Source organism: Rhodococcus sp. NPDC003322, from assembly GCF_053589555.1.
This window is the reverse complement of record NZ_JBSFSC010000007.1, coordinates 77,058-94,930: the sequence shown is the minus strand read 5'-3', so window position 1 is coordinate 94,930 and position 17,873 is coordinate 77,058. Positions and strand designations below refer to the sequence as shown.

Here is a 17,873-nt window from a genome sequence, read left to right as displayed (position 1 = left end):
CCGTCACCCCAGCAGGTTGCCGTCGGGGTCAATCGCCCTCAGATAGTCGAGTTCCTCGGCGGTCGGGGCCGGCAGCGGATGCGCGTCCGCGGCCAGCGGGACGTCCCACCCGGTCGCGTCCCGGGCCCGCGCGAGCGCGTCGTCGGCGCCGTCCGCCGCGTCGGCGAACCAGGCCTCGAGGACGTACCTGCCGTCGTGTTTGCGCAGATGCCCGATCTCCGTCGCGATCACGGCGAGATTTCCTCCGTGGTAACTGACGAACTCGGCAGTGTCCACGAACTTTCTCCGGTCGGCGGCCACCACTGCGATCGTCGGGACCCGGGACGCGATGTCCGTGCTGCCGCCGCCGCCGACCAGGAACTGCCCGGCCGGGGTCCGGTTGCTGTTCGCGTTCCCGTGGTGGTCGAGGACCCCGGCCGAGAGCACGGCGATCGTGGTGTCGGCCGTGGACGGCAGGAGCATGCCGAGCACCTCCAGCGTGCTGCTGAGGTGGCGAGCGGTGGGCAGGTTTCGGGTGTTCGACAGCGTCGCGTCGTGGGGCCTGGGTATGTAGCCGAGCACCCCGCCCTCGAAGACGAGGTCGACGACGTGCTGATTTTCGAGTAGTGCTGTCCTCCCCAAAGCGGCCGCGAGATGGGAGAGCCCCGCCCCGGCAACCACCGTCCGGGAACCGGATGTGCTGGCCAGCTCCGCCATCGCGCGGGCACCGGAGACGGCCAGGCGTTCGCCCAGGGTCGCCGGTCCCGTCCGGGGCGCGTCGGGTTCGGCGTCAAGTTCGTCGATTCGCCAGGATTCGTCGAGGTCCATCGCGAGGAGATGCTCGATCCGCCCTCGGCCCAGCTCGCCCAGATATGTCTCCCGCGTGGGTTCGTCGATCCACCGGCGGCTGAAGGTGTCGGCCTCCTCGACCGTCCGTAGGCGCCCCAGTTCGGTGAGGAACCGGTAGTCCTCGCCGTATCCTGCGACTCCCTCGATCCGAACCGGCACCGGCGACGACGCCGGGTGTGCTCCGAACGGAACATGTGCGACCCCGAGAACCCGGGCGGCGGGAACCCGCACGTGGCCGGCCCACCGGCGCAGGTCGGCCGGGGACACGATGTGGTCGGCGGTGAGGATGACGCCCTGGCGGGCCGCGTAGACGGTGTGTAGGTCCTCCGCGAAGGGCGGGAACAAGACCCCGTTTCCGTCCCAGTCGGCGACCGGGCAGTGGACGAGCGTGACGTCCGGTCGGAGCGCGGGCATGACCGAGCACTCCGTGCCGTCGAACGGATCGACGATCCGCTCCGTTCCGCCGTCCCAGGCGCCCGCGGGCAGGTCCGTCCCGTCCATCGTTCGGGCCGGCACGAACGGCCACCCTAGCGCAGCCGCGAGCACCCGCTGGACAAGGGCCAGGATCGACCACTCCTCGACGACGAGCGACCCGTCCTTGAGCGCCTGCGCGAGGATCGTGTTGGGTCGAACTGCCGGATAGGTCGTGGCAGCGAACGACGTGATCAGCTTGTCGACGCCGCCTGAGGCGACGAGCAGTCCGACCTCGGCGCGCAACGATGCCGAGATGACCGTCAGTTCACGGAGGCGGCCCGCGCGTGCCTGTCGGATCACCTCGAACAGCGCGGCGTAGGCCCGGGTCGACAGCCACGGGAAGTGGATCGCAGCGCCCGACCGGACATGCTCGCCGACCAGTTGATCGAGCGGACGCACGCGTGGTCGGGCCGGTGCGGTGGCGGCCTCGTCGTACCGGAATCCCGCGAATGCCTTTACGGGCCGTCCAATTTCGGGAAATGTGATGGGTTCCACCGAGACTCCTAGTCAGTCACAGGTCGAGGACCAGCCGCGCCGACCGCGCGCGCCCGACGCAGATCATCATTCGGTCGCCCTCGTCGCGTTCACTGTCGGACAGGATCACATCGCGATGTTCGGGGTGGCCGCCGAGTACGCGCACTTCGCAGGCGCCGCAGTACCCCTCCTCGCAGTCGGAGATGAAGTCCGGTATCGCTTCGCGCACGACGTCGAGCAGTGTGCGATCTGTGGGCACCTCGAGTACTGCCCCGGTGCGGCGCAGCTCGACCTCGAAACCCTTGTCCTCGGGGGCGATCGGCAACTGGTCACCGGGCGGTGCGCCGAACCGCTCCACGTGCAGCGCCCCGGCGGTCCCGGCGGCCGCGGCACGCTCCTCGGCGGCCCGGATCAGACCCTCTGGACCGCAGCAGTAGACGGCGGAGCCGGGCGATGCGTCCTTGAACACGGCGTCGAGGTCGAGCATCCCGCGCACGTCCTGCGCAATGATGTCGATGTTCTGCTCGCCGAGCCGTTCCAGCTCGGCGACGAACGCCATGGACTCCGCGCGCCGGCCCCCGTAGCTCAGCCGCCACGGCAGGCCGCGGCGACTGACCTCCCGTACCATCGCGAGGATCGGGGTGATCCCGATGCCGCCGGCGACGAACACGTACGACGGTGCGTCGACGAGCCGAAAGTGGTTGCGTGGACCCCGGACCGAGATCTTTCGCCCGACCCACGCGGTGTCGTGAATCTCGAGCGAACCCCCGCGGCCGGCCTCGTCCCGCAGCACCGCGACCGTGTACGCGGACCGGTCGTCCGGATCGCCGCACAGCGAGTACTGACGCGCCTTCCCCGAGGGCAGCAGCAGGTCCAGATGCGCGCCGGGGGTCCAGGCCGGCAGCGGCTCGCCGCCGGGATCGGTCAATCGGAGCGAGATCACGCCCTCGGCCTCCCACGTGACCTGCTGCACGCGCAGTTCGAGCACGTGCTGCGGATTCCTGTCCGGGTCACCTTTGGTCATGCGAATTCACCCATTCGAAAAGTTGAAGATCGTCCTGCGGACTTGATTGCCCGGTCTCGGTCCACGGCGGCGCCGGGCACGACGCCTCGACGCCGCCGCGGTCGGCCGGGTGGTTACGTGGGGATCTGCCGGTCGCTGATCGCCTGGGTCCAGGTGAACTCGAGCAGACCCTCCATGCCCATCTCGCGTCCGTACCCGCTGGACTTCACGCCGCCGAACGGTGCGCCCGGGTCGAACGCGGCCATGCCGTGCTTGTTGATGAAGGTGACGCCCGCGTCGACCTGATCGGCCATCGCCCACGCGCGGCTCGGGTCCGACGTCCAGATGCTCGACGTCAGGCCGAACGGGGTCGAGTTGACCAGTGAGATCGCCTCGCTCTCCGAGTCGAAGCCGATGATCGGCAGGGCGGGGCCGAACTGTTCCTCGGTGACGATTCGCTCGCGCGCATCGACCCCGGCGACCAGCGTGGGCAGGTGGAAGTACCCGTCGTCCCAGGACGAGCGATCTCGGGCGTGCCCGAACGACGTCACCTGTGCACCGGACGATTCCGCCTCGGCAAGCAGGGCGGTGAAGCGCTTGAACTGTCGCTCGTTGGCCAGGGGGCCCATGGTGACCTCGGGATCGAGACCGTCGCCCACGACCACCTCCTGCAGCGCATCACCCAGCCTGGCGGTGACCTCCTCGAGCAGGGTGCGGTGGACGTACAACCGCTTGACCGCGAAGCAGACCTGGCCCGAGGTCATGGTGAAGGCGGCGACCAGCTTGCGGATCAGGTCGTCGTCGACGGTGACATCGTCGAGGAGGACGGCCGGGTCGTTGCCGCCCAGCTCGAACACTCCCCTGCGCAAACGTGATCCGAGTGCCTGCGCGACCGCGCGGCCGGCATCGAGTCCACCGGTGAATGCGATCATGTCGACGTCGGGATGGGTGCTGAGTGCGGCGCCGACACGTTCACCGGCGCCGGTGACGACGTTGACGACACCCGCGGGCAGCGCGGCTCCGATCGCCTCGACGGCCTTGAGCACGCCCATCGACGCGAACGGGGACGGCACGGCCACAACAGTGTTACCCGCGAGCAGGGCCGGACCGAGCTTGACGCCGAGCAGGGCGATCGGCCAGTTCCACGGGACGATGGCGCCGACGACGCCGACCGGCCGCCGACGGATCTCGATTCGGCCGGTGTCGTCGAACCGACGATCCCCCAGGATCCGGTCCAGTTCATCGAGGTTGTCGAGGTAATGCGACCAGGCCCAGGGCGGGGACTGGAAGTCCATCACCGACTCGGCGAGGATCTTGCCCATCTCGCGGGTGAGCGTCTGCGGTCCGGACGGATCGATCGCGGCGAGCCGCGCGCCGGCCTCCGCGACCAGCGCCGCGCGTTCCGCGAGCGGACGACGGGACCATTCCCGCTGTGCCCGCTTCGCGGCGGCGACCGCGTGGTCGATGTCCGCGGGCCCGCCGTCGGGAATCGACCCGACGATCTCCGTCGCGCGTGCCGGGTTCACGACATCGATCCGCCCACCGGCGGCCGCCTCGCGCCAGCTGCCATCGACGTACATGCCCATCTTCGATGCGGTCACAGCAGCACCACTCCCTTGGTGATCTCGTTGGCGGCGAGCCGATCGAGCGCCTTGGGGACATCGTCCAGAGAGAAGGTGGCGTCGATCACCGAGTCCAGCGGTAGCCGCCCGTCCATGTACAGGTCCACGAACGCGGGGATGTCCCGCTGCGGGAGGATCGACCCGGCGTAGGTGCCGGTCAGACGCTTCTGCATCAGGAACCCGAACAGGTCGAACGTGGAAGTCACCGCGGCATCCATCACGCCGATCGCGACCGTCAGACCGCCCGGGCGGATCCCCTGGAGCGCGGTCTCCAGCGTGCCGGGGGCGCCGACCGCGTCGAAGCCGTAGTCCGCGCCGCGGCCGTCGGTGAGGTCGCGGATCGCCGCCACCGCGTCGGCGCCGGAGAGGGCGAGGGTGTGTGTGGCCAGCCCCAGCGCACGTGCCCGCTCGAGCTTGTGGGCGGCGATGTCGACCGCGATGACGGAGGTCGCCCCCATTGCCCTGGCACCCATCATCGCGGCCAGCCCGACCCCGCCCGCCCCGATCACGACGACGCTGCTCCCGGGTCGCACCTCGGCCCGGACGATCGCGGCGCCCAGCCCGGTCGACCACGCGCACCCCAGGCCGGCGAGCTTGTCGAGCGGCGCGTCCGGGCGGACCTTCACCGCGGCGGTGGCCGGGACGGCCGCGTACTCGGCGAAGGATCCCTGACAGAAGAGGGTGTGCACGTCCTCGTCCCCGGATCGGAGCCTGGTGGTCCCATCGAGCATCGTGCCCGAGAAACCCACCGCGCGTTCGCACAGCGCGTATTCCCCGCGCTGACACTGGAAGCAGGAATGGCACGAGGTGATGATCGAACAGATGACGTGATCACCGACCTCGAGGTGGTCGACCCCGGGACCGACCTCGTCGACGACCCCGGCGCCCTCGTGGCCGAGCACCATCGGTCGCGGCGAGGGCAGATGCCCCGCCAGCACCGAGACATCGGTGTGACAGATCCCGGAGCTCACCAGGCGGACCCGGACCTCACCGGCCCGCGGGTGCGGGTCCGGCAACTCCTCGATCCCGATCTCGCCGACTCCGCGGCTGACTGCGGCTCTCATGTGACTCTCCTGCGCGTGATGGGGTGCCTCCGTGACACCCGAATCGGGCTGTGACTGGTCATGATTGGGGTGTGAACACGATCGGTAGCGAGCGGATGACCCGCGTCTGCCCCTCGGAGATCCGAACGGAGCCAGGATCGGCCAAGCGGTAATCGGGGAGCCGCCGGAGGATCTCGTCGACCATGATGCTCAACTCGAGCCGAGCCAGCGGCGCTCCCGGGCACCGGTGAACGCCCGCGCCGAATGCCAGGTGCCGGTTCGGCTTTCGGTCAAGTACGATCGACGATGGTTCGTCGAACGCCGCCTCGTCGTGGTTTGCCGACAGCCAGGACACCCAGACCCGGTCCCCCTCGGGGATCACGGTCCCGGCCACCTCGACCGGACAGGTCGTGGTGCGGGCGAACCCCGGCACGGGCGAGACGTACCTCAGGAACTCCTCGATCGCCGAGGGAAGCAGCCCGCGATCGTCCTGCAGCTGCGCCCGGAGCTCGGGGTGGCGGTCCAGCAGTGTGAAGATGTGATTGGCCGCCGCTGCGGTCGTCTCGCCACCTGCTCCGGTCAGGGACAGGTAGATGTCGAGCGTCTCCTCCTCTGTGACCGGGCGGCCGTCGACAGTCGAGGCGAGCAGGTGGCTCGCCAGGTCCTGCGTCGGGCGGTCGCGGCGAGCGGCGATCAACTGCACGTAGTAGTCGCGGATCTCCATCTGGAGCGCCATCCCCTCCTCCGGACTGCCGACCGAGACCAGCCCCAGCGACCACTCGCTGAACCGCGACACGTCCTCGTCGGGGATCCCGAGCAGCCAGGTGATCACCCGGGAGGTCAGCGGGAAGATGAGGTCCCGCGCCAGATCCGCCTCGCCGGCGGGGGCGAATCCGTCGACCAGCTCGACGACGTGCTCGCGCACCGCGCTCTCGAGTTCGGCGACACGGCGGGCGTTGAAGACCACGTTGAGCAGGGCACGGTACTTCGAGTGCTCCGGCGGGTCCGATTCCATGGGGATGAAAGGCCGCGGCGCGCCGACGTCGGGCAACGTGATGGTCGGCAGGGAGGAGAACCGCGCGGTGTCCCGCGTTGTCGCCTCGACCTCCTTGTAGCGCGTCAGCGCCCAGAAGCCGCCGTAGTTCTCGCTGCGATGAACCGGACACACGGTCCGCATCTCGGAGTGAATCCGCTCGGGATCATCGAGAGTGGCGACGTGACGGTGGTCGTAGTTTCGGTTGCTGATGTCCACTGCTCCCCCAATCGGGATGGGCCAGAAGCCGGTGATTGTTGTGCCCTGAGCCGGGCGATGCGTCGACACTAGAACCTTCCGATCGGAAGTTCAATGGTCATTTTCGGAGGATCCCACCGAGCTGAATCAGCCCGCCACACACGGTGAAGATGCGCATCGATTCACACCAATCCGCGTGCAGACCAACGGCATCCGATGCTTGTGACGCGCGCTCGGCGGGATCGGGGCGAATCGTGTGGGTGCGCGGGTGAAGTCGACGTGACGATCCCGCGCACCCACACCGTTCCTCTCGTCAGCGGGTCGGTTCGGCCGCGCGTGCGTCGGCGGCGACGCCCTAGGCCGGTTGGACGTGGATCAGTGCCACCGCGAGTAGTCGGCCGGACGCTTCGCCAGGAACGCGTCGCGCCCCTCGTCGACGGATTCGGCGGGCACGCCCATGGCGATCATGTCGAGGCCGTTGACCATGGTGTCGTAGGAGTAGTTCCACCAGACATTGCTACCGGCCTTGGCGATCTGGAGTGACTGGGGATGCAGCGCGAGCAGCCGCTCCGCCCATTCGCGGGTGGTCGACCTGAGATCGTCATCGTCGACGACCGCGTTGACCCACCCCCACTCGAATGCCTGCTCGGCCGAGACCTTCTCGCTGAAGAAGACGATCTGCTTTGCCCGCTTCTCGCCGATCTGCAGCGGCAGGATGTTGGTCCCGCCGAGGACGGGGCACGCCCCGATCATCGTGCCGGCCTGCCCCAGACGTGCGCTTCGTGCGGCGATCGCGAGATCGGCGGCGATGACCAGTTCGTTGCCGCCGCCCACCGCAGTTCCATTGACCATCGCGATGACCGGCTTGCGGCAGGATCGGATCGATGTCATCGCCCGCAGCGCGTAGACCCCGGTGTCCACCAGACCCTTCTTGGTGAACTCCCGCACGTCGCCGCCCGCCGAGAATGCCCGGCCGTTGCCGGTCATCACGACGACGCCGACCTCGGGGTTCACCGAGAGCCCGTCGAGCAGATCCGCGAGGCGATGGAACTGGGCTGGGCCAAAGGCGTTCAACGTCTCCGGGCGGTTGAAGGTGATCCAGGCGATCCGACCCTCGATAGAGAGCAGGATGTCCTCGTCCGATCCGTGATATCCATTCAGCGACATGGTTGTTCCCTTCTGGTTGAGTGAATCAGTCCCACCACAGCGCCCGGCCGAAGGCCGGTCCAATCAATCTCCCGTGCCCGCCGTTCGACCACGGTCTTGGCGAATCGTCTGACGGTTGCTTGAAGTTCGACGTGCTCGTCGGGCAGTGCGGCATACATGGGTTCTCCAAATACGTTGGGTGGTGTCGAGGGTCAGGGCGTGAGGGCCCACTGGGCGAAGCACATGCCAACCCCGTACCCGGATTCGGTGCGGTAGGCCGGGACGTAGTCGAAGATCTCGGCGGGCGCCTGCGCGCAGGCATCGGCGATGATCCAGTCGGTGATCTCCGACGTTCCGTTGAGCCGTAGCGGCAGGCCGTGGTTCTCGTGGGCGAGCCGCAGCTCGTCGTCGCCGATCGACCGCCAGGCGCCGAGGTCGGCGGACCTCAGGGCAGCGAGCACCCGTGCGTCCAGTTCCTCGTCGAGCACAAGGTGACTGAGCCCGCCGGAGGCCAGGACCGCGACCCGTGCCTGCGAGGGGGCCGCGGCGATCGCCTGCCGCAGTGTCTGGCCGAAGGCCACACAGCGATCGATGCTGGGCACGTTCGGCGGGTTCCACACGTTGGTCACGATCGGCAGCAGCTCGAGCCCCGCGTCCGCGAGGTCGAGGAAGCGCATCGGCCAGGTAACCGCGTGGCCGATGCCGTACTCGTCCGAGGTCTCGGACACGTGTGCAACGTCGAATCCGTTGTGGCACACATGCTCCAGGATTTCCCGTCCCAGCCGATGGGCAACTGGAACCGAGATCCGGAACTGGTCGGGCCCCTCGTCGCGTCGGTTCGCGGCGCTGGCCTCGAGGTGCTCCCCGAGGTACATCTCGAACACCGGCGCGGAGCGCGGACCGAAGTTCTCGCCCTGGTCGCTGCCCACGATCAGCAGCACGTCGGGCTCGGCCGCCAGGATCGCGGCGCGCAGTTTTGCCGTTGCGACGTCGTATCGGTCCTGGTGCTCGTCCCAGTGGTCGCGCACGTTGCCGACCAGCTTCACGAGTGTGGGTCGTGGGATCTTCGGTTCGAGTGCCGGCCAGTCGGAGACCGGCGCGATCAGCGCGGGGCTGTGCGAGGTCCCGAAAACGCCTACGAGATTTGCCATTGTCCTCATGCTCCAATGTCGATGACGCGATTGCGCTGACGGCCGAGACCCGTGATCTCGCTCTCCAGAACGGATCCGGGGCGCAGCCACTGCTGGGGTGTGCTGGCGAGCCCGACCCCGGCCGGTGTCCCGGTGCTGATGACGTCGCCGGGTTCGAGCGTCAACGTTCGGCTCAGGTCCGCGATCAGCGCGGCGACGTTGTGGATCATCAGTGCGGTGGTGGACCGTTGCTTCTCGTCACCGTCGACCCAGCATCTGAGCTCGAGGACCTGTGGGTCCGGGATCTCGTCGCTCGTGACGATGAACGGTCCGAACGGTGACGACGCCTCGATGCTCTTGCCCTTCCACCACTGATTGCGCGAGAGCTGGACGTCCCGCGCGCTGACGTCGTTGAGCACGGCGTATCCGAAGACGTGGTCGAGTGCCTGCTGCGGTGCGATGTCGCGGCCGGACCGACCGATCACCACCGCAAGCTCTACCTCCCAGTCGAGCTGCGTGCTCACCCGGTGGTCGTAGGCGATGTCGGCGAAGGGTCCGCAGATGCTCCGGACATCCTTGGTGAAGTACACCGGGGCATCGGGCACGTCGATCTCGCCGACGGCGCGCTCGGACTCCTCGATGTGTTCGCGGTAGTTGACCCCGACGCAGATGACGTTGCGCGCCGGCCGGCCGAGTGGCGCGACCAGGGTGAGATCGTCGACCCGGCCGGCGACATGGTCCGCACCCGACCGCTCGCAGATCCGGCGCAATTGCTCGATCCCGCCGGGGCCGAGTTCGACCCAGCCCGTCATGGTCCTGGGGAGGTCCTCCCCCAGGACGTCGACGAGTGCGGTGGCGTCCACGACCGAGTCGTCGACGCCGACGACGCCGACGTGCGGCCGTCCGCCGGACAGAAAGGAACACAGACGCATGAGAAACACCTCTCGAGTGGATGTCAGGGACGCGAGAAGCGCCGGGGGGTGTTTCAGAAGTGGTGATCGACTTCACAGGGCACGCCGTTGCGCCTCGGTGGCCGGCGGTTGATCCGCCCGCAGGGGCCAGATCCGGCCGTACACATCACATCCCCCCGGCACAGGTCGTGTCTAGTACGGCCCTGGTGTCCGGTGGACGCCGAGCTTGCGTAGCTGCTCGCGTAGCTCAGGGGACAGACCGGGCCAGCGACCGGCGGCGATGTCCTTGAGCAGCATGGACTCCCGCTCGACGCGGTCCTTGGCCCGGGCGAGCACCTCCTCGGCCGACTCGGCGGGAACGACGACGACCCCGTCGTCGTCCGCGACGACGATGTCGCCGGGCCGGATCAGGGTTCCGCCGGCGACGACGGGTGTGTTGACCCAGCCCGGACCCCCTTTGGTGGTGCCGGACGCGGAGATGGTCTTGGACCAGACCGGCAGCGACAGTCGGCGCAGCTCGCGGACGTCGCGGACCCCGGCGTCCACGACGAGTCCGGCGGCGCCGCGCGCGATGAGGATGCTGGCGATGATCTCGCCGACCATTCCCGACGTCGACGCGGACAGGTTCGCCACGACCAGGACGTCGCCTTCCTGGCACAGGTCCAGTGCGGCCAGCAGCATCAGGTTGTCACCGGGCTGGTTGAGGCAGGTCACGGCGGGCCCGGCGACCCGGGCCCCCTCGACGAGCGGCTTGATCGCGGGATCCATCAGCCCGCTGCGCCCCTGCGACTCGTGCACGGTCGCGACGCCGAGCTCGGCGAACTCCGCGGAGAAGGCGCCCACTCGACGATCGATCCGGTCGACAATCGTGGGACTGATCAGATGGTCGGACATCAGAACAGACCCCCGGCCGCCGGCAGGAAACGCTCGAATGCCTCGGCGTGCGTGACCTTCCGGTCCAGCAGCAGACCCGCCATGATCGCGCGGTACCGGGCCCGCTGCTCGTAGACCTCGATCATGAACTGCTGCACCTGCGAGCACTGCATCATCTCGAGCTTCTGGTCGGCGACGTCGCTGATGTCGATGTAGGTGTCCGGCTTGAAGTCGCAGAATTCCGGGAACTCGGGTTCGTAGCCGTGGATCTGACGCACCACGAACCGCTCCGCCTCGGGAAGGCGCCCGTGTGCCCGGGCCCAGATCGCGGCGTCCTCGACGAGGCGGGCGGTCGCGACGTGATCAGGGTTGTTGGGGTCACGGCGACCGTGGGTCAGGACCACGTCCGGCTTGAGCTCCCGGAGCAGCCGGACCATCTCCAGGCGGCGCTCGTCGTCGATGATCATCGGGTAGTCGCCCCAGTCGTAGGTCCGCAGCTCCACCCCGGCGACGGCGGCGGCCTTCTCCGCCTCGCCCAGGCGGACCGCACGGACCTGCTCGGCGGTCTGACCGGGCTCCGCCCACGCCGACGCGGACTCGCCTCGCTCCCCCATCGACAGGCAGACGACGGTCACCTCGGCGCCGGCCTTGACGTACTTGAGGATCGTTCCGCCCGTGCGCCACACCCAGTCCATGCCGTGTGCGCTGACGACTGTCACCTTGGTCATACCTGTCTCCTTCTTTGTCGCTTGAACTCTGTTGTGCTGCTATACATTCGGGATTGTGTGTGGCATCGCGCGGACAAGGCTGCCGTCCGCCGCGACAGGTCCGAGGTTCCGTGCCCCTCCCGGCGAACCGATGGGTTCGTCGCGACCCGGCAACACGGTCTGGAAGAACTCGACGGCGTCGGCGACGAACGGTTCGAACTCCTCGTCGTCGTCCCGATCCGAGGCGATGGCCTCCACCGGGCAGGCCGGCTCGCAGGCACCGCAGTCGATGCACTCGGCGGGGTTGATGTAGAGCTTGCGCTCGCCTTCGTAGATGCAGTCGACCGGACATTCCTGCAGGCAGGATCGGTCCATCACGTCGACACACGGGGCGCCGATGATGAAGGTCACGACGTCACTCCTTGCTCGCGTGAAGGCGGTGACTGAACCGACCGGCCCGCGAGATCGCGGCCCGCGCCGTAGCCGAACGCCAACGCCGGGCCGATGGTCGCGCCGGCCGCCCAGTAGCCGTTGTTCGACGGCGAGGCGGCGCAGTTCCCGACCGCGTAGAGCCCGTCCACCGGGCCGTTCGCGCCGAGCACCTGGCCGGCGCGCGTGGTTCGCGGACCGCCCTTCGTATCGAGCGTTCCGAGCCCGATGAGCACGGCGTGATACGGCCCCTCCTCGTGCAGCGGCGCCATCACCGAGTTCGGGCCACCGCCCGGGCGCGGTTCGCCCGTGAAGAACGCCTCGATCGGCTCGACTCCGCGGCCGTGATCGATGTCGACGCCCGCGCGGGCCAGATCGTTGAAACGGGCGACGGTCGCCGCCAGGTTCGACGCGAAGTCGCTGTGCAACCGCGTGCCTCCGGTGGCGCCGGCCAGTGCGTGCAACCGTTCCTCGAGACCGGCGGTCAGTTGTCCCCAGCTGTCCCCCGACACCAGGTGTGCGGTCGACTCACCCGGCAGGGCGAGCGGGTAGGCGAACTGTTCCGCCGAGAAGAGTTGCTCGGTCCGGCTGTCGAACACGAGCACCAGCAACTCCGGCGCACCCGCGCCGATGTGCACCTTGGCGCGGTCGCTGTAGAACTGCTTCTCGTTGCCGATCCGGCGGCCCGTGAGGTCCACGATCAGCGACGAGTCGCCCGGGGCGACCCACATTCCGGCGCGGGTCTCGGTCGACTCCGCCGAGGTGTGCTCGACGGCGACCTGATCCCACCAGGCGCAATCCATGTTGTGCAGCGGGACGCCGAGGGACTCGAGCACCGGGAGCGCATCTCCGGTGTTCGTGCCGGCCGCACAGCCTCCCCACACCCGTGCCGGCAGGTGCCGGTTCCTGCGGGCGTTGTCGTGCGTGAAGCCGCCGACCGCGAGGATCACACCGAGGCGGGCCCGGACGTCGATGTCGCGGGCGTTGCCGAGATCGCGAACGACCGCGCCGGTCACCCGCCCTCCGTCGAGCCGCAGGTCCGTGAGTGCGTGACGCGTCACGATCCGCACGCCCAACCGCCTTGCGGCGGCGGCCAACTGCGCGATGAGGTCGGCACCGCCGCCCGGTGCACCGTGCTCGTCCGCCGGACACAACGCCCGTCCGTACACCCCGCCCTGCTCCGGGAGGCCCATGTGATAGTCGGGAAAGCGCAAGGCCACCTCGATCGTCGAGCGGAGCGCGCCGACGCCCTCGAGAAACTCCACCGCCTCGGACGCCAACCCGTAGTACCCGGTGAGGAGGTCGTGTTCCCATGCCGTGAGCCCGAGCAACGCATCGTCGGAGCGGTAGCGATCGGGCGCGCTCACCCTGGCCATGTACCGGACCGCACGGTCCTCCGGATCGTCGATACCGCGCCGGCGCATGAGGTGGTTGTCGGGAATCCAGTACACACCTCCCGATTTCGCCGTGGTGCCACCGATCGCATCGGCCTTCTCGAACAGCACGACCTCGCACCCTGCTGCGGCCGCCGTCACGGCGGCCGCGAAGCCTGCTGCCCCGGAGCCGAATACGACGACATCGGCGCCGTCGATCACGGTCTCGGCGCCGCGAGTTCGGGCGCTCATCGGACGGCCTCCGCGCCGGACCCGAGTCGGGTGTCCAGCTCGACGACCCTCAGGTCGAAGCGCCATCCGTCCGGGGTGCGCACCAGGCTGTCCGTGTAGCGCCCCGTCGCCATGAGCGTGGGTCGGGCCTGGTCCTCGTAGCGCCGGAACATCACCAGGTTGCAGCGCTGTTCGGCACGATCGCCGTCGACGGTCACCTCGGGATCGAGGGTCATGTGCAGGATGCCCCATCCGCGTGACCGGCAGAACCCGCCGAGCTCGTCGTGCCCGGTGTAGGTGACACCCTCACCCGCGACCTCGAGACGTCCCGACGCGAGGAAGGTCCCCGCCCAGCCGGCGGCGTCCGACTTGTCGAAGCAGCGGTTGTAGGTCGCGGTCAGCTCGCGGATCGCCTGCCAGTCCGCGAAATCGACACCGGCCGACTCAGACATATCGCGCCTCCGCGCCCGCGGCGGTGCGCCAGTCCTCGGCGGTGTCGAGGGTCATCGCGACCCCGGCGGTGACCGGCCTGACGTGAGGATCCTCCTGGCCGAACACCTCTCCGTTCTTCTCGTGCGCACGAACGGAACTCAGCAACAGTCGGCGAGTCCTGACCACGGCGATGTCGCTGGTGCCCAGCTTCTCCCGGGTACGGTCGACGATCGGACCCTGGCTCTCCTGGATCGCCACGTCCTCGAGAATCAGGTTGGAGAACCCGGAGAAGTGGCCGGTTGCCATCAGGGTGCGGTCCTGGCCCCAACTGTCCTTGCCGCGGGCCAGCGAGGCGAAGTCGTCCGGCGCGACCGTCAGATCCCGGTACCAGTAGTCGGTGTCGGTGTCCTCGGTGAGCGGGTGGTCGTCGTTCCATCTGATGAACCACTGCCGCGAGTGCTCGTCGTCGATCGGCGTCCCGATGATCGCCACCCGGTCCTCGTCGCCGGTGGGGATGTACGCCGTCCACGGCATCACGAACTCGGTCACCCGCACGTGCATGCCGTCCGCACCCGCGTGCCGGATGGCAGCGAAACGGATGCCGTATCCGGTGTCGTCGGACTCGTAACGCGGTGCGGAGTCCTCCGCGGTCTCTCCCAGGCTTCCTGTGCTCTGTCCCAGCCAGGCCTGGTGGAGGATCGACACGTGCGAGGAGTCCAGCGTCCCCTCGACCGCCTGCAGCCAGTTGCAGTGCGTCTGCGCGGTGAGTGCCCGGACGTGATCGGCCGGGAGTCCGTCGAACGGGAACCGCGGGAAGGGCGGCGGATCGTCCTGAGATCCGAGGTACACCCAGACCACCCCCCCGGCCTCCCGGGACGGGTGGTGGCCGACGTTGATCTTCTGGGCCATGTCCTCGAGGCGTTCCGCGGGCTCGGACGGCACCTCGACCACCGCTCCGGACACGTCGATCTTCCACCCGTGGTAGATGCACCGCAGGGCGCAGTCTTCGTTGCGCGCGAGCGCGAGCGAGGCTCCCCGATGGGGACAGGCCTCGTCGAGGAACCCGACCGTTCCGTCGGATGCCCGGAAGGCCACGAAGTTCTCCCCGAAGAGCCGGACCTTGACCGGAGCGCCGTCGGCGACCAGCCGCTCCGAACGCACCGCGGGCGTCCAATACTCACGGAGGTACGCGCCCATCGGCGCCGACCCCTCGACCCGGGTCAGGAGTTCATTGTCTTCATGCGACAGCATGCGGATCCTCCACTCGTCCACGCCCCGACCGGGCGGGCTGGCTGAATGAGCCCCGGCGCCACCTTCTCCGAGACGGGAGAGGGGGTTGGTCCAGGCGGCTCGACTGTTACCCTGTCGATTGGAAGGTTATCCGCGTCACACCGGCGGATCAAGACCCGAATCGAAGAGATTTCAAAGTGTTTCGCATCCGACCCGTGATGCACGATCCCCAACACAGGAGGCAGCAATGCAAATCGCCGAATCAGTCGCCGTGATCACCGGCGCCGGTGCAGGTTTGGGCCAGGCCACCGCTCACATGCTCGCGAAGCACGGGGCGAAGGTGGCCGCGATCGACCTGACGACTCCGCCGGGAACACCCTCCCCGGCCTGGCTTTCTCTGACCGCGGACGTGAGCTCTGCGACCGAGGTCGACGCGGCGTTCGACGAGGCGGTCGCGGTGTTCGGCCGTGTGGACATCGCCGTGCACTGCGCCGGGGTCGCCGGGGGCTTTCGGCTCATCGGAAGGGACGGGCCGGTCGATCCGGACCGGTTCAAGGCGGTGATCGACGTCAACCTGATGGGCACATTCCACGTCATCCGCGCCGCGGCGTGGCGGATGAGCAGAAACGCGCGAACCGACACCGAGAACGGCGTGATCGTCACGACGGCAAGCATCGCCGCGTTCGAGGGGCAGCAGGGGCAGCTGGCGTACTCGGCAACCAAGGCCGGCGTCGCCGGCATGACGCTGCCCGCGGCCCGAGAGCTGGCACAGTATGGAATCCGCTGCGCCGCAATCGCCCCCGGTGCGTTCGCCACATCGTTGACCACCGACCTGCCGCGGGAGCTGCAGGATCAGTTGACCGCGTCCGTCGCCTATCCCGCGCGACTGGGCAAGCCGGAGGAATTCGCCGACCTGGCGTGCGCGATCATCGGCAACGAGATGCTCAACGGCGAGGTCATCCGCCTGGATGCGGGCTCCCGGCTCGCGAAGCGCTGACGGGTGCGCCCGGGGAGCGGGACGTCAGTTCCCGCCCGCTCCCCCGGCGCGCCGGACCCGAGGGCGGGGACGCAATCCGTCGAAGGCCATGTCGAGGATCTTGTCCACGAGCGGACGCAACGGCCCGTGCTCGTCCTCGTTGTACCAGAAGGCACACCAACTCATGCTCCCCATCAGCCCGTTCACCGTCAGCTGAGGATCGACCCTCTTGAAGATGCGCTTGCGCGAACACAACGCGACGGCATCCTCGAACGTCCGCTGGTACTCGCGGACGATGTCGGGCTGGCGCCCGCCGGACTGGGCGGACGATGCCGTCCACAGATGCATGAAGCCGACCAGGACGGGCGACGACACCCGCAGCGTGCAGTGCTCGGCGTGGAAATACAGGAGCTCGCGGAGCCTCTCGTCCGGGGCGAGGTCGTCACGTTGGGCGATCTTGGCAAGCTCGTGCTCGGCGACCTCGGTGAACCGGGCCTGGATCAGTCCGACCAGCTCGTCCTTCGACGAGAAGTAGGTGTTGAGGCTGCCCTTCTTGATGCCGACGGCATCGGCGATGTCCTGCAGGCTCGTGCCGTCGATGCCCTTCTGGCGGATCAGTTCGATGGCGGCGTCCAGGACGTCGGCATGCCGCTCCGCGGAGCGCTTGGGTGGCACGGGCTTTCCTCCGGCTGGTCGGCGCGGCACCACGGTCAGTCCAGCGGCGGCTAACCTTCCGCGGTGCCGCGCAGTGCGGGTACGGTTATCCTACCGAACGTCTGGATTGCGTCGAGCACCGCGGCGTGCGGCATGTACGGATGATAGAGGCGGAAGCAGAGGTGGGCGTCGGATCGGCCCGCGAATCTGCGCTCGTAGGGCCGCAGCGCCGCCGTGACGTCGTCCACCGTGCCGATGAGGTTGTACTGGCGGACCGCCTCTTCCGGGGTGAGAGTGGCGTCCGGCTCGACCGGGGTGCCGGCCTCCTCCCTGGCCCACCGGGCGTGCACGTCCATCGTGTAGGTCATGCCCCGCCCGGCGAGCTTCCAGCCGAGGTCCGGATCGTCCGAGATGAAGCCGGACCGCAACTGACCGAACGAGAACCGATCCCGCCGATCGGCCGGCACCGACTCGAGCACGGCGTCGAAGGTCGACATGGCCGTGTCGAACGGGGTGCAGACTCCGAAGTATCCGTCGCCCAGGCGGCCCGCGCGGACCAACGCCCGCGGGCCGGTACCCCCGAGCCAGATCGGCGGGCCCCCGGGGGTGAAGGGCTGCGGTCTGACGATCGCGCTGTCGATCCGGTGCACCCGCCCGTCGAATCCGAACCGTTCGCCCCGCCACGCGAGCCGGAGGATCTCGACGGTTTCCTCGAGGGTCCTGCCGCGGGTCGCCGGGTTCATCCCGAAGGCCCGGAACTCACTGTGGCGCCATCCCGTTCCCATACCCAGGATGAATCGTCCACCGGACATCTGGTCGAGGACCGCGACGTCCTCGGCGAGCCGGAGCGGGTCGTGAAAGGGTGCCAGCAGAACCGCGGTGCCCACGACGAGCCGCTTCGTCGACGCGAGGATCGCGGCCGCGAGCGGCAGCAGCGAGGGCAGGTACCCGTCGGCCGCCCCGTGGTGCTCGCTCAGCCAGATCGAATCCAGGCCCGCCTGCTCGGCCAGCTTCGCCTGCTCGATGATGCGGGCGTACTCGTCGTGGAAGCCGATGTCCTCGCCCGGCGGCACCTGGCCGGTGTACAAGCCGATCCCGTACTGCAT

At 68.6% G+C, this 17,873-nt stretch carries 17 protein-coding genes; 1 reads left to right on the top strand and 16 read right to left on the bottom strand.

All coding sequences use genetic code 11. From position 1 onward, the window contains the following. Positions 1-3: 3 nt before the first annotated feature. The 14 genes from ACWDUM_RS25370 to ACWDUM_RS25305 all read right to left on the bottom strand — a co-directional run bounded on the left by ACWDUM_RS25370 (position 4) and on the right by ACWDUM_RS25305 (position 15,158). Positions 4-1,797, bottom strand: a complete 1,794-nt coding sequence (locus ACWDUM_RS25370) for a CoA-transferase (RefSeq protein ID WP_450136112.1) — start codon at positions 1,795-1,797, stop codon at positions 4-6. A gap of 16 nt (positions 1,798-1,813) precedes the next feature. Next, positions 1,814-2,800 (bottom strand): PDR/VanB family oxidoreductase, encoded by a 987-nt coding sequence (locus tag ACWDUM_RS25365; protein WP_450136111.1) that lies wholly within the window; start codon positions 2,798-2,800, stop codon positions 1,814-1,816. A gap of 113 nt (positions 2,801-2,913) precedes the next feature. Continuing rightward, positions 2,914-4,380 (bottom strand): aldehyde dehydrogenase family protein, encoded by a 1,467-nt coding sequence (locus tag ACWDUM_RS25360; protein ID WP_450136110.1) that lies wholly within the window; start codon positions 4,378-4,380, stop codon positions 2,914-2,916. After that, entirely contained in the window at positions 4,377-5,465 is a 1,089-nt protein-coding gene (locus ACWDUM_RS25355) for a zinc-binding dehydrogenase (protein WP_450136109.1), read from the bottom strand. The genes ACWDUM_RS25360 and ACWDUM_RS25355 overlap by 4 nt, the downstream gene beginning before the upstream one ends. Before the next feature lie 58 nt (positions 5,466-5,523). After that, positions 5,524-6,696, bottom strand: a complete 1,173-nt coding sequence (locus ACWDUM_RS25350) for a cytochrome P450 (protein ID WP_450136108.1) — start codon at positions 6,694-6,696, stop codon at positions 5,524-5,526. A gap of 354 nt (positions 6,697-7,050) precedes the next feature. Next, positions 7,051-7,842 (bottom strand): enoyl-CoA hydratase/isomerase family protein, encoded by a 792-nt coding sequence (locus tag ACWDUM_RS25345; protein ID WP_450113965.1) that lies wholly within the window; start codon positions 7,840-7,842, stop codon positions 7,051-7,053. A gap of 191 nt (positions 7,843-8,033) precedes the next feature. Continuing rightward, positions 8,034-8,972 (bottom strand): DODA-type extradiol aromatic ring-opening family dioxygenase, encoded by a 939-nt coding sequence (locus tag ACWDUM_RS25340; RefSeq protein ID WP_450136107.1) that lies wholly within the window; start codon positions 8,970-8,972, stop codon positions 8,034-8,036. 5 nt (positions 8,973-8,977) lie between these two features. Beyond that, positions 8,978-9,883 (bottom strand): fumarylacetoacetate hydrolase family protein, encoded by a 906-nt coding sequence (locus ACWDUM_RS25335; protein ID WP_450136106.1) that lies wholly within the window; start codon positions 9,881-9,883, stop codon positions 8,978-8,980. Positions 9,884-10,054: 171 nt separating this feature from the next. Further along, positions 10,055-10,756: a 4-carboxy-4-hydroxy-2-oxoadipate aldolase/oxaloacetate decarboxylase gene (locus ACWDUM_RS25330; protein ID WP_450113968.1), complete on the bottom strand. Its 702-nt coding sequence runs from the start codon at positions 10,754-10,756 to the stop codon at positions 10,055-10,057. Continuing rightward, on the bottom strand, positions 10,756-11,463 hold the full coding sequence (locus tag ACWDUM_RS25325) for a PIG-L deacetylase family protein (protein WP_450113969.1): 708 nt from the start codon (positions 11,461-11,463) through the stop codon (positions 10,756-10,758). The genes ACWDUM_RS25330 and ACWDUM_RS25325 overlap by 1 nt, the downstream gene beginning before the upstream one ends. 39 nt (positions 11,464-11,502) lie before the next feature. Continuing rightward, positions 11,503-11,853 (bottom strand): ferredoxin, encoded by a 351-nt coding sequence (fdxA, locus tag ACWDUM_RS25320; protein WP_450136105.1) that lies wholly within the window; start codon positions 11,851-11,853, stop codon positions 11,503-11,505. Continuing rightward, entirely contained in the window at positions 11,850-13,496 is a 1,647-nt protein-coding gene (locus tag ACWDUM_RS25315; protein WP_450136104.1) for an FAD-dependent oxidoreductase, read from the bottom strand. Before ACWDUM_RS25315 ends, fdxA begins: the two co-directional genes overlap by 4 nt. Beyond that, entirely contained in the window at positions 13,493-13,927 is a 435-nt protein-coding gene (locus tag ACWDUM_RS25310; RefSeq protein WP_450113972.1) for a nuclear transport factor 2 family protein, read from the bottom strand. The genes ACWDUM_RS25315 and ACWDUM_RS25310 overlap by 4 nt, the downstream gene beginning before the upstream one ends. Further along, positions 13,920-15,158: a Rieske 2Fe-2S domain-containing protein gene (locus ACWDUM_RS25305; protein WP_450136103.1), complete on the bottom strand. Its 1,239-nt coding sequence runs from the start codon at positions 15,156-15,158 to the stop codon at positions 13,920-13,922. Before ACWDUM_RS25305 ends, ACWDUM_RS25310 begins: the two co-directional genes overlap by 8 nt. 226 nt (positions 15,159-15,384) lie before the next feature. Here ACWDUM_RS25305 and ACWDUM_RS25300 point away from each other — a divergent pair, with 226 nt between their 5' ends. Further along, on the top strand, positions 15,385-16,134 hold the full coding sequence (locus ACWDUM_RS25300) for an SDR family NAD(P)-dependent oxidoreductase (protein WP_450113974.1): 750 nt from the start codon (positions 15,385-15,387) through the stop codon (positions 16,132-16,134). Positions 16,135-16,158: 24 nt separating this feature from the next. Here ACWDUM_RS25300 and ACWDUM_RS25295 read toward each other — a convergent pair whose 3' ends face one another. Next, positions 16,159-16,788, bottom strand: coding sequence for a TetR/AcrR family transcriptional regulator (locus ACWDUM_RS25295; protein WP_450113975.1), 630 nt, complete (start codon positions 16,786-16,788; stop codon positions 16,159-16,161). Between the two features lie 50 nt (positions 16,789-16,838). Continuing rightward, positions 16,839-17,873, bottom strand: a complete 1,035-nt coding sequence (locus ACWDUM_RS25290) for an LLM class flavin-dependent oxidoreductase (protein ID WP_450136102.1) — start codon at positions 17,871-17,873, stop codon at positions 16,839-16,841.

What these genes read in the sequence shown, in the direction of transcription:
- ACWDUM_RS25310 (WP_450113972.1), bottom strand. Translation starts at nt 13,927, where the DNA reads ATGTCTGAGTCGGCCGGTGTCGATTTCGCGGACTGGCAGGCGATCCGC.
- ACWDUM_RS25305 (WP_450136103.1), bottom strand. Translation starts at nt 15,158, where the DNA reads ATGCTGTCGCATGAAGACAATGAACTCCTGACCCGGGTCGAGGGGTCG.
- ACWDUM_RS25335 (WP_450136106.1), bottom strand. Translation starts at nt 9,883, where the DNA reads ATGCGTCTGTGTTCCTTTCTGTCCGGCGGACGGCCGCACGTCGGCGTC.
- ACWDUM_RS25340 (WP_450136107.1), bottom strand. Translation starts at nt 8,972, where the DNA reads ATGGCAAATCTCGTAGGCGTTTTCGGGACCTCGCACAGCCCCGCGCTG.
- ACWDUM_RS25365 (WP_450136111.1), bottom strand. Translation starts at nt 2,800, where the DNA reads ATGACCAAAGGTGACCCGGACAGGAATCCGCAGCACGTGCTCGAACTG.
- ACWDUM_RS25325 (WP_450113969.1), bottom strand. Translation starts at nt 11,463, where the DNA reads ATGACCAAGGTGACAGTCGTCAGCGCACACGGCATGGACTGGGTGTGG.
- ACWDUM_RS25290 (WP_450136102.1), bottom strand. Translation starts at nt 17,873, where the DNA reads ATGCAGTACGGGATCGGCTTGTACACCGGCCAGGTGCCGCCGGGCGAG.
- ACWDUM_RS25330 (WP_450113968.1), bottom strand. Translation starts at nt 10,756, where the DNA reads ATGTCCGACCATCTGATCAGTCCCACGATTGTCGACCGGATCGATCGT.
- ACWDUM_RS25300 (WP_450113974.1), top strand. Translation starts at nt 15,385, where the DNA reads ATGCAAATCGCCGAATCAGTCGCCGTGATCACCGGCGCCGGTGCAGGT.
- ACWDUM_RS25315 (WP_450136104.1), bottom strand. Translation starts at nt 13,496, where the DNA reads ATGAGCGCCCGAACTCGCGGCGCCGAGACCGTGATCGACGGCGCCGAT.
- ACWDUM_RS25355 (WP_450136109.1), bottom strand. Translation starts at nt 5,465, where the DNA reads ATGAGAGCCGCAGTCAGCCGCGGAGTCGGCGAGATCGGGATCGAGGAG.
- ACWDUM_RS25345 (WP_450113965.1), bottom strand. Translation starts at nt 7,842, where the DNA reads ATGTCGCTGAATGGATATCACGGATCGGACGAGGACATCCTGCTCTCT.